The following is an 11,194-nucleotide window of genomic DNA, read 5'->3' as shown; positions in this document are numbered from 1 at the left end:
GAACATGCGGATACGGGTATGGGTGGGTTGGCTCATCGGAATCCTTCAGTCGTCAGGGGTCACGCCGCCGCACCGGAAGCAGACGCGGTGCGGCAGGCGGCTGGGGTTCGGTCAGTTCACCGCGTCGCCTGCGCGACGCGCTGTGTCAGCGGTTCACGAGCCGGGCCGGATAGGCGAGCGCGAGGGCGCAGCCGACCACCATGCACGCGGCGAAACCGTACAGCCCCGCGCTTTGCGAATGGAACGTGTCGCGCAGCCAGCCGATGAAGTAGGTGCTGCCGAACCCGCCGAGGTTGGCGATCGAGCACGCGAACGCGATCCCGCCGGCGGCGGCCGAGCCCTTCAGGAACGTCGACGGCAGTGCCCAGACGACCGGCATCGCGGCGGCCGCGCCCGCGTTGATCAGCGAGAACAGCAGCACCGTGCCGAACGTGCCGTGCGACGACGAGGCTGCGATCGCCAGCGCGACGGCCGACACCATGAACGGCACGACGATATGCCAGCGGCGTTCGCGCGCGCGGTCGGAACTGGCGCCGCAGTACAGCGTGGCGAGCACGGCCGCGGCGTTCGGGATCACCATCAGCCAGCCGATGTGATACGCATCCTTCACGCCCGTGTCGCGCAGGATCGTCGGCAGCCAGAAGCTCACCGCATAGAGGCCGAGCAGCACGCACAGGTCGATCAGGCCGAGCGCCCATACCTTCGGATCGGAGAACGCCTTGCCGAGCGCATGGCTCTTGTTGCCGGCCGGATCGGCGTCGAGGTTCGCGCGCAACGCGTGCTTCTCGTCGGCGTTCAGCCACGGTGCGGATTCGATGCTGTTCGGCAGCCAGCGCAGCACCGCGAAGCCGAGCAGCACCGACGGCAGCGCTTCGAGCAGGAACAGCCACTGCCAGCCGCCGAGCCCGTGCGTGCCGTCGAACGCGCGCATGATCCACCCGGAGATCGGGCTGCCGATCATGCTCGACAGCGGCAGCCCGACCATGAACAGCGCGACGATCCGCGCGCGGCGCGCATCGGGATACCACTGCGTCAGGTACAGCAGCACGCCGGGCAGGAAGCCGGCCTCGGCCGCGCCGAGCAGGAAGCGCACGACGTAGAACTGCATCGGCGTATGCACGAACATCGTCGCGCCCGACAGCAGGCCCCACGTGATCATGATCCGCGCGATCCACAGCTTCGCGCCGACGCGTTGCAGCACCAGGTTGCTCGGGACTTCGAACAGGATGTAGCCGGCGAAGAACAGGCCGGCGCCGAGCCCGTACACGGTATCGCTGAACTTCAGCGCGTCGAGCATCTGGAGTTTCGCGAGCCCGATGTTGATGCGGTCGAGATAGGCCGCGAAGTAGCACAGGCAGAAGAGGGTAATCAGGCGCAGCGTGACCTTGCGATAGAGATTGCCGTGCAGCGCGTCGTCGGGGGAAACGGCGGCGCTCGGGTGTGCGGTAGACATGGGATTGCCCCTGTTCGAATGTGACGGATGAATGGGTGGCCGATCGACGCGAGCGGACGCTCCGCTGCGCACTGGAGTCTGTATATCACGGCAATTAAATAGCGTACACACTAGAAAATACCGAATCGCACAGGCACGATTCCGGCCGCGCGAAGGCAAGCGTTTGCGTGATAAAAACCGCGTGTTTGATGAGGTTTTTCGGGGAAATGCACGCGCTTTGAAAGAGGGCGACAACGCGCAAGGTCATGCACGAAATTCGTGCGTCTACGCTTAAAAGTACAGCGTGTGCACGAAAGTCTGCCGATGCACGCAGCACGTGCGAGGCAGCGGGTTCGAACGCGCATTGCGTGCCGTCGCTGCGCGGGACTCGGCGGGTAACGCGCAGCCGTCAGGCGATCGTCAGGCACGCGGCGCACCGGATGCCGCGAATCCTGATGCACCGCAATGAAGCGGCCCCCCGGCCGCCGGTCGTGCCAAATTGAGGGTGTACACTGCTTGTCTTTCCCTTACATGCGGCGCGGGCCTGCACTTTCATGGCGTCTTCGAAGGATTCCTACGACTTTCACGACCAGGTCGGCCACCTGCTGCGCCGCGCGTATCAGCGGCACGTGTCGATCTTCCAGGAAGCGATTCCCGATTCGGATCTCACGGCCGCGCAGTTCGTCACGCTGTGCGCGGTCAAGGAGCGCCAGGGGTGCTCGCTGAACGACATCGTCAAGGCGACCGCGATCGACCAGGCGACGATTCGCGGCGTGGTCGACCGGCTGAAGGCGCGTGCGCTGATCGAGGTGCTGCCCGATCCGAACGACGGCCGCAAGCTGATCGTGCGCGCCACCGCGACCGGCCTCGCGCTGATCGACCGCACGGTGCCGTTCGCGCGGCAGGTGACGGAGCGCACGTATGGCGCGCTCAATCCGGGCGAGCGGGTCGCGCTGCAGTTCCTGCTGCGCAAGATGATGGAAGAAGACGGCGACGCGTGATGCGTGTTGCTCGAGAGGCGGCATGCCCGTCTGGTCCGCGCGCTTGTCGGCCCGTTCGTCGGCCGGCTTGATCCCGCGACGCAGCGGGCCGCCTTCACGCCGTGCGGGTTGCCGCGTGCGTACCGGCCGCGTCGGCGGTCATCAAGCGGCCTGCGTCGCGTAACGCGGCCCGGACCGTCTCCGGCGTAAACGGCGGCGCGTAGAACCGCACGCCGGTCGCATCGAACAACGCGTTCGCGACGGCGGCCGGGCCCGGCACCGACGCCGATTCTCCCGCGCCGAGCGGCGGCTCGCCTTGCCTCGGCATCAGCACGACATCGACGTCCGGCACTTCCGCGAAGGTCAGGATCGGATAGCTCGCCCATTCGCGCGACGCGACCTTGCCGTCGGCGAAGCGCACGCGTTCCTTCAGCGTGCGGCTCAATACCTGGATCACGTTGCCGTGGATCTGATGGCGCACGCCGTCGGGGTTGATCATCGTGCCCGTGTCCTGGCCGACCGTCACGCGTTCGATGCGGATCTCGCCCGACACGCGATCGACGCTCAGGTCGACGATCCATGCCGACCACGCCGCGCCGAAGCCGGGGAAGCGACTGTGCACGTAGCGCGCGTAGGCGATCCCGCGGCCGCGCACCAGCCGCGACGGCTCGGGTTCATGCGGCGTGCGCCGCACGCGTGGCGTCCAGCCCGCGCGATCCGCCACGGCCTGCAGCAGCTCGGTCGCGCGCGCGTCCTGCAGATGGCGCAGCCGGAACGCAAGCGGGTCGACACCGGTCAGCGCCGCGCATTCGTCGACGAACGCATCGTGCGCGAACGAGTTCGGCAATGCCGACACGCCGCGCAGCCACGACGCCCGCACGAGCGGGGCAAGATCCTCGCAGACGAAGCGGCGATGCGGGCTCGCGTAAGGCGACACGGCCGTGCGGTCGCCCATCTCGAACACGCGCGGCGCGGGCGCGATCGTGCCGGTCAGCAGCGCCGCGAGCAGCGGCGCGTCGTTCGACGGGTAGCGCGTCGTGAAGTCGTAGCCGAGCAGGCGGCCGTCGCGCGTGACGGTGCCGGTCACCTGCATCCGCTGGCCCGCGCCTTTCGGTTCCCACAGATGTTCGTCGGCGCGCGACAGCTGCACGCGCACCGGGCGGCCGACCGCGCGCGACAGCAGCAGTGCGTCGCCGCACACGTCGTCCGCGCCGTTGCGGCCGTAGCAGCCGGCCGCTTCCATCCGCACCACGTCGAAATCGGCTTCGTCGCGCGCGACGAGCGTCGCGAGGTCATAGCGCAGCGATACGGGATTCTGCGTGCCGGACCACACGGTGATCCGGCCGTTGCCTGGCTCGCGATAGTCGGCGAGCGCGCAGGACGGGCCGATCGAGCCGTGCATCTGGAACGGCCATGCGTAGGTGCGCGACAGCGTGATCGTGTCGGGCTGCGCACGCGCCGCGTCGACGTCGCCTTCGTCGAGCAGCACGCGGCGTCTGGCCGGCGCGGCGGCGATCGCGGCAGCCGGTTCGTCGAGCGGCGGCAGCGCGGGGAGCGGACGCCATGTCACGCGCAGCTGGCGCGCCGCGCGGATCGCGTGTTCCTCACGCTCGGCCACCACGCCGACGAAATCGCCGATCGCGACGACGGTCACGAGCCCCGGCACGTCGGCCACCGATGCGCGATCGACGTCGACGAGCGACGTGCCGACGAACGAACCGCTGTCATGCCCCGCGTACGGCGGCCGCACGACACGGCCGTGCAGCATGCCCGGCACGCGCATGTCGTGCACGAACGTGAGCTGGCCGGTGGCCTTCGCGGGCAGGTCGACGCGCGGCGACGGCTTGCCGACGATCCGGTACAGGGCGGGATCTTTCGTGCGCGTGTTCAGGTCCAGCGTCAGCGCGATCCGGTGCGCGGCGACGAGCGTGGCGAACGTGGCCGATTGCCCGTTCGCCGAGATCGTCGCGTCGTCGATCTGCAGTTGCGCCGCGTCGACGCCGAAGCGTTCGGCCGCGAGCGCCAGCAGTGCATGCCGCGCCTGCGCGGCCGCGCAGCGCAGCGGCGTCGCGGAAATCTGGATCGTCGCGCTCGCGATGGTCGGGCCCTGGTTCGGTGTCGCGGCCGTGTCGCCGAGCACCATCGTCACGCGCGCGGCCGGCACATCGAGCTCCTCGGCGACGATCTGCGCGAGCGACGTGCGGATGCCGGTGCCGAGGTCGACGTGACCGTTGAACGCGAGGATGCGGCCGTCGTCGAGGATCGCGACGAACACTTCCGGCAGTGCCGGCACGTAGGACGACAGGCTGCCCGGCTGGCCCGGTGCCGGCTTGGCGGGCGGTGCGGGCGGCCGGATCACGGCGACGCAGCCGTCGCGCGCGAGCAGTTCGGAGCGATTCACGGATGAAGGGTCCTGTCGAGGAAGGGGCGGCGTGCGGCCGGATGCGGCGTACGCGGAGCGAGGCGGCCGGCGGCCCGGGCGTCCTGTTCGCGGTGTGCGTCGAGCGCCATGACGGTGACCGTCGCGAGCGCGCGCGCCCCCAATCTAGGTCGCCAAAAGCGCAGCGTCAATCGCGCGGGCGGGCACCGGCCGGTCACGCCGCCGGCCCGCCGTGACGATTCAGCGTGCGTGTGCCTGCACCGCATCGATCGCCGCGATCGCGTCGTCGAGCGGCATCACCGCCGCGTATTTCTGCTGCATGTCGAACAGGTTCGCGTCGTGCGGCGCGATCGCGCGATCGCCGACACAGTCGGCCGGCACGAGCGGGCGGAACCCGTGCGACATCGCGTCGACCACGCTTGCGCGCACGCAGCCGCTCGTCACGGCGCCCGCGACGAGCAGCGTCTGCACCGCGCGTTGCGCGAGCCACGGCGCCAGTTGCGTGCCGAAGAACGCCGACGGCACCGTCTTGCGCACGACGAGCTCGCCGGGCGCGGGCGTGAGCTCCGGCACGATCGCGCTGTTCGGGTGGTGCTCGGTCAGCGTCGCCATGCCGGGCACCTTCAGCGAGAACACGTTGTCGTCGCTGCCGTCGTCCGCATACACGATGCGGCTGTGCGCGACGGGCCAGCCGCGTTCGCGTGCGAGCGCGAGCGCGCGCGTCGTGCGCGCGATCGCCGGTGCGATGTTGCCGCCGCCGAACGTCGCGGGATCGGCGAAGCCGACCACGAAGTCGACGATCAGCAGGCCGATGTTGCCGTGCGGCGGCAGCGGCGTGCCGAAGCCCTGCTGGCGATACACGTTCGCTTCGGCGTGGCGGGAAAGATCGTTCATGGTGTGGGGCACTCGTCGGTCAGGCGGGTTGAGCGGGTCGATCGATCACGCGGCCGTCGCGCACGACGGTTGCGCCGTCGAGTTCGACCGTGCAGCGGCGCAGCGGGATGTCGATGTGGCAGGTGGTCGTGCGGTTGCCGCCGCCTTCGTTGTTCGGTCCGAGCGAGAACAGGAAGTTGCCCTCGAACGCGCGTGCGTCCATCCCGATCGTCGCCTCGCGGTCGTACAGCCCGAGCGTCGACCAGCGCGCACGCGGCTGCAGCCCCCAGCCGATATGCGAGATCGCATAGCCCTCGGGGTCGGCGAAGGTCTCCATGTAGTCGCGCAGCAGATCGGCGTCGACGCCGCCTTCGATGCGCGTCGCATAGCCGCCTTCGACGGTCAGCGCGATCGGTTCGCGCACGTAGTGCTTCTGCGGCAGCAGGATGTCGCCGCGGTCGATCACGATCGTGCCGCGCGCGGTGCGGTCGTTCGGATAGGTCAGCGCGAAGCCGCTCGGCCAGTGGTCCCAGCGGCCCGGCGCGTCGACGAAGCCGTATTCGGCCGTCGGCGGGAACTCGCCGAGCGGGCACACGAGCGCGGTGCCGGCCGCCGACGTCACGCGCATCTCGCGGGCGGCGGCGATGTGCTTCGCCGCGGCGAGCACGCGCGTGCGGTCGGCCAGCGTCGGCACCATCCGCACGAGCACTTCGGGCGGCTCGACCGCGAGCAGGATCTTCGTGCCGGATTTGAGGATCTCGTGTTGCTCGGGCGAGAACAGCAGCGTCATCAGGTCGAGCACGAGGTCGCTCTCGCGCAGCGCGGCGATCGCGGCCCTGTTGCCGGTCAGCGGCGTCGTGCCGAGATACGCGAGCGGGTCGCGGCTGAACGCCTTGTCGCCGTTCACCGGCGGCAGGTCGAGCCGGTTGACGATCGCGCCCATCGTTTGCGTCGCGATCAGCGCGCACGACAGCGTCTGCGGGTGGGTGGCCGCGCTCGTCAGGATCGTGACGGTCTGGCCCGGTTCGAGGCGCGACAGCGTGAGGACCTGCTTCCACGTGTCGATCAGTTGGGAATCGCTGACTGGCATCGTCGGCTCCGGTAAAGGCGTGAGGGGAAGGGGCGGGCGCCGCGCGATCAGGCCGCGAGCGGCGCGCCGAGGAAGTTGCCGAACGCCGCGTAGAAGCCCGCTGCGTTGTCCCACGGAATCATGTGGCCGGCGTCGGGCACGCGCACGTGCCGCATCGACGGCGTCGCGCGCTGCAGGTCGGCGACGTCGTCGTCGCGCACCACGTCGCCGCGTTCGGCCGTGATCAGCAGCGACGGCACGGCTAGTTGCGCGGCGTCCGCGTGGAAATCGTCGGTGTGAAAGCCTTCGTACGACGCGCGCACCGCGCGCTCGTCGCAGGTGTGCAGCCATTCGGCGCGCAACTGCAGTTCGGCGTCGGTCCAGGTCGGGCAGAACGCGCGCATGCCTTCGGCGTCGGTGCCGGCACGCGCGAGCGCCATCGAGTCGATGTACCACGGCAGCTTGCCCGGATAGTCGCGGCGGTTCGGGCCCGACACGGGCGGATCGACGAGCACGACCGATGCGAGCCCGTGGATGCCGCGCCGCGCGGCGCGCGCGGCGATCCGCGCGCCCATCGAATGACCGACGAGGCTCGTGCGCGGCAGGCCGAGCGCGGCGACGAGGGCCGCGACGTCGTCGGCCTGGGCATCGAGGCTGTAGTCGAGTGACGGCGACGCGTCGGACAGCCCGCGGCCGCGCACGTCGAGCACGTAGGTATCGAACGCCGCGCCGAACACTTCGCCGACGAAACCCCACGTGATCGCGGGGCTCGTGATGCCGGGAATCAGCACGATCGCCGGGCGTGAGGCGCGCGCGCCGTCCGCGCCGCCGTAGCGCAGGTAGTGCTGGCGGATGCCGTTCGCGCGGATGTTCGCGCCATAGAGGAAAGTCGAGGGCATGAAGGGACTCCGTCGAAAGGGCCGCGCTCAGTACGCGCCGGACAGCAGCGCGCCGGCGCCGGGCACGATCGGCTCGAGGTCGAGCTCGCGCAGCATCGCGTAGGTCGTCGCGATCGCGGCCGTGATCACGGGCTTGCCCGTCATCGCCTCGACCTTCGCGACGGCCGGCAGCGACGGCATCTGCACGCAGGCGGACAGCACGATCGCATCGGCGTCCTGGTACGGCAGCGTCTTCACGATGTCGGGCAGGCGCGCCGGGTCGTGGCGGCCGACGTCGAGGTTGTCGGGGATCTCCAGCGCGCGGTACGCGAGCACGTCGAAGCCTTCGTTGCGGATGTAGTCGACCACGAGTTCGGTCAGCGGCAGCATGTACGGCGCGACGACGACGATCCGCTTCGCGCCGATCACCTTCAGTGCGTCGACGAGCGCGCCCGCACTCGTCAGCACCGGCGCCTGCGCGCCGTTGTCCGCCGTGTGCTTCGTCAGGCGTGCCTGCGACACGCGGTGATAGCCGTGCCCCATCGCCATGATCGCGACCAGGCACGCGTAGCCGAGCACGTCGACGCGCGCATCGCTCAGTTCCACCGCGCAGCGGTCGGATTCGGCGTCCATCGCCGCGAGTTCTTCCTTGACGACCTTCTTCATCCGCATCCGGCTCGAGTGATACGTGAAGCGCTCGGGACGGATCGCTTCGCGCAGCCGCAGCATCGCGGGGATCTCGGTTTCCATCGTCGTGTTGGAACTCGGCACGATCTGGCCGATGCGATAGGTCTTGCTCATGACGGAAGGCTCCGTGTCGGTAAGGGTGAGGCGGCACGCGGGTGCGGGATCGCCGGATGTCGAGCAAAGTCTAGTGTGTACATTTGAAAATGGCAATGGATCAAAATGACGTTGATCTTGCATGTATCGCTTTGTGGTGCGGGTATTCGTGGAATTATTGGTGTTTTCCCGAATGTCATTGCCGCTGGCTACAATCCGCTTGTCCTGAATAAATTGAGTGTGTACGCTATATAAACGCCATTCAATCCGCCCGTTCTCGCGCCGCGTTCGGCCACGGGCCCACGATCAGGAGATCCGCATGAGCACACCCCGTATCGCAATCATCGGCGCCGGTCTCGGCGGCACGGCCGCCGCGGCGTTGCTGCAGCGCGGCGGCTACGACGTCGCGCTGTACGAGCAGGCGCCGGCGTTCTCGCGCCTCGGCGCGGGCATCCACCTCGGCCCGAACGTGATGAAGATCATGCGGCGCATCGGCTGCGAGGACGCGCTGGAGACGATGGGTTCGCATCCGGATTACTGGTACAGCCGCGACTGGCAGACGGCCGACGTGCTCGCGCAGATCCCGCTCGGCGACTACGCGCGCAACGCCTACGGCGCGAGCTACCTGACCGTGCATCGCGGCGATTTCCATGCATTGATGACGCAGGCGGTGACGCCCGGCACGATCCGCTTCGGCAAGCGGCTCGCGGCGGTGGAGGACACCGGCGACGCGGTGCGCCTGACGTTCACCGACGGCAGCGTCGAGACGGCCGACATCGTGATCGGCGCGGACGGCGTGAATTCGCGGATCCGCGAGCACCTGCTCGGCGCGGAACCGCCGCGCTACACGGGCTACGTCGCGCACCGCGCGGTGTTCCCGGCGTCGCTGCTCGGCCACAAGCCGTACGACATGTGCGTGAAGTGGTGGTCGGAGGATCGCCACATGATGGTCTACTACGTGACCGAGAAGCGCGACGAGTATTACTACGTGACCGGCGTGCCGCAGGCCGAATGGCCCGAAGGCGTGTCGATGGTCGACAGCAGCCGCGACGAAATGCGCGAGGCGTTCGCGGGTTTCCATGCCGACATCCAGCACCTGATCGACGTGTCGCCGTCGATCACCAAGTGGCCGCTGCTCGAGCGCGATCCGCTGCCGTTGTGGAGCCGCGGCCGCCTCGTGCTGCTCGGCGACGCGTGCCATCCGATGAAACCGCACATGGCGCAGGGCGCGGCGATGGCGATCGAGGATGCCGCGATGCTCGCGCGCTGCCTCGACGAAGTCGGCGTCGGCGACTACGCGGGCGCGTTCGCGCTGTACGAGGCGAATCGCGCGGCGCGTGCGTCGAAGGTGCAGCTCGTGTCGCACAACAACACGTGGCTGCGCACGAACGAGGATCCGTCGTGGGTGTTCGGCTACGACGTGTTCGACGTGCCGCTCGTCTCGCCGTCGCGCAACAGCGTCGCGGCCGTGGCCTGACGCGTACGCGATGCCCGCGCCGGCCGGCGCCGCGCCGTCGCGAGCGCCGATGCGCCGGACCGTGCGTTTTTCGGCGTGTTATATGTCAGGCGCGCGCCGGCGGCAGTGCCCGTTGCCGGTCGCGCGCCGCATTCCGGATCCATTCATGTCCCATCCCGCTTCTCCGTCGCGGCCGCTGGCGTTTCGCGTGAACGGCACGCCGCACACTTTCGTCGAGGCCGCGCCCGACGCGCCGCTGCTCCTGATCCTGCGCAACGACTGCGCGCTCAACGGCCCGAAGTACGGCTGCGGGCTCGGGCAGTGCGGCGCATGCACGGTGCTGGTCGACGGGCAGGCGACGCGTTCGTGCGTCGTGCCGGCTGCCGCCGCGCACGGGCGCGACGTCACGACGCTGGAAGGGCTGGGGTCGCACGACGCGCCGCATCCGATCCAGCGGGCGTTCATCGACGAGCAGGCCGCGCAGTGCGGCTATTGCCTGAACGGGATGATCATGAGCACGAAGGCGCTGCTCGACCGCCATCCCGCGCCGGACGATGCGGCGATCCGCGATGCGTTGCGCTTCAATCTTTGCCGCTGCGGCACGCACCTGGAAATCATCCGGGCCGTGCATCGCGCGGCACGCTACCTGCGAGGCGGCGATGAAGCCTGACGCGGGTTTGCCCGTCGAGTCGGCGTGCGTGACGGATCCCGAGCCGCGCGATGAAGCCGGTACCGATGCATGGCGCGCACACCGCGCGCGCTACACCTGGCCGATCGGCGATGCGCAGGCAGACGCGCAGGTATCGCTCGACGTCGAAACGCGGACCGCGGCCGACGGGCGGATGACGACCTGGCGCTATCGCGCGCAGGCGGCGACGGACGATCGTTACGCGCCGCACGGCGCGCGGACCGAGCGCGCGGATACCGGCCCGGCCGAGCCGTTCGTCTACCGGCACGCGCAGACGTCGATCGAACTCGCTGATGCCGGTCACACGATTCCCGGGCATGCCCACGTGTTCGCGCGCGAATCCTTCGTCGACGAGCTCGCGGGCGCGTTGCGGCGCGACCCGGTCGCGTTGCGCCTGCAGCATCTCGATGCGGCGCGGGACGCGGGGCCGCGCGAGATCATCCGGATGGTCAGCGAGCGTGCGGCATGGGGCGTGCCGGCCGCGGTCGACCCGGATGCCCATGCGCGCCTGAGCGGGCGCGGCTTCGCCTTCGATGGCGCCGGTGCGTCTTCCGGCAAGCCATCGGCGGCCGCCGACGCGACAGGCGACGGCGATGCGCGCTGGTCCGCATGGGTCGTGGATCTCGAGGTCGACCGCGCGACGGGCGACGTCGCGGTG

General features: G+C 69.4%; 9 protein-coding genes and 1 pseudogene. 4 read left to right on the top strand and 6 right to left on the bottom strand.

Translation table 11 applies throughout. The features are described 5' to 3' along the window. Positions 1–145: 145 nt before the first annotated feature. On the bottom strand, positions 146–1,453 hold the full coding sequence (locus G3N96_RS35085) for an MFS transporter (protein WP_206140034.1): 1,308 nt from the start codon (positions 1,451–1,453) through the stop codon (positions 146–148). A 533-nt stretch (positions 1,454–1,986) separates the two neighbouring features. On the opposite strand from G3N96_RS35085, the gene G3N96_RS35080 reads away from it, so the two are divergent. Then, complete coding sequence (locus G3N96_RS35080; protein WP_046549825.1) at positions 1,987–2,433, top strand: MarR family winged helix-turn-helix transcriptional regulator; 447 nt, start codon at positions 1,987–1,989, stop codon at positions 2,431–2,433. A 94-nt stretch (positions 2,434–2,527) separates the two neighbouring features. On the opposite strand, the gene G3N96_RS35075 is transcribed toward G3N96_RS35080, so the two are convergent. The 5 genes from G3N96_RS35075 to G3N96_RS35055 form a co-directional block, all read right to left on the bottom strand. Next, positions 2,528–4,813 (bottom strand): molybdopterin cofactor-binding domain-containing protein, encoded by a 2,286-nt coding sequence (locus G3N96_RS35075; protein ID WP_206140033.1) that lies wholly within the window; start codon positions 4,811–4,813, stop codon positions 2,528–2,530. Positions 4,814–5,032: 219 nt separating this feature from the next. After that, positions 5,033–5,686, bottom strand: a complete 654-nt coding sequence (locus G3N96_RS35070; protein ID WP_206140032.1) for an isochorismatase family protein — start codon at positions 5,684–5,686, stop codon at positions 5,033–5,035. Between the two features lie 19 nt (positions 5,687–5,705). Next, a complete protein-coding gene (locus G3N96_RS35065; protein ID WP_206140031.1) occupies positions 5,706–6,755 on the bottom strand; it encodes a 2,5-dihydroxypyridine 5,6-dioxygenase in 1,050 nt (349 codons plus the stop codon). A 47-nt stretch (positions 6,756–6,802) separates the two neighbouring features. Next, positions 6,803–7,633 carry an alpha/beta hydrolase gene (locus tag G3N96_RS35060; protein WP_206140030.1) on the bottom strand — a complete coding sequence of 277 codons (831 nt, stop codon included), beginning with the start codon at positions 7,631–7,633 and terminating at the stop codon, positions 6,803–6,805. Positions 7,634–7,660: 27 nt separating this feature from the next. After that, positions 7,661–8,413 carry an Asp/Glu racemase gene (locus tag G3N96_RS35055; protein WP_060212471.1) on the bottom strand — a complete coding sequence of 251 codons (753 nt, stop codon included), beginning with the start codon at positions 8,411–8,413 and terminating at the stop codon, positions 7,661–7,663. 298 nt (positions 8,414–8,711) lie between these two features. Between G3N96_RS35055 and G3N96_RS35050 the strand changes: the two genes are divergently transcribed. From G3N96_RS35050 to G3N96_RS35040, 3 genes and pseudogenes are all read left to right on the top strand, one after another. Continuing rightward, positions 8,712–9,869, top strand: a complete 1,158-nt coding sequence (locus G3N96_RS35050) for an FAD-dependent monooxygenase (protein ID WP_206140029.1) — start codon at positions 8,712–8,714, stop codon at positions 9,867–9,869. Between the two features lie 145 nt (positions 9,870–10,014). Next, positions 10,015–10,518 (top strand): (2Fe-2S)-binding protein, encoded by a 504-nt coding sequence (locus G3N96_RS35045; RefSeq protein WP_124585775.1) that lies wholly within the window; start codon positions 10,015–10,017, stop codon positions 10,516–10,518. Continuing rightward, positions 10,508–11,194 (top strand): annotated as a pseudogene (locus tag G3N96_RS35040) (cytochrome C); the annotation flags it as partial. The gene G3N96_RS35045 and the pseudogene G3N96_RS35040, both read left to right, overlap by 11 nt.

Source organism: Burkholderia sp. Se-20373, assembly GCF_017104705.1.
GTDB lineage: Bacteria > Pseudomonadota > Gammaproteobacteria > Burkholderiales > Burkholderiaceae > Burkholderia.
Note: the sequence above shows the minus strand (reverse complement) of the source record. Positions and strands in the feature narration are given on the sequence as shown.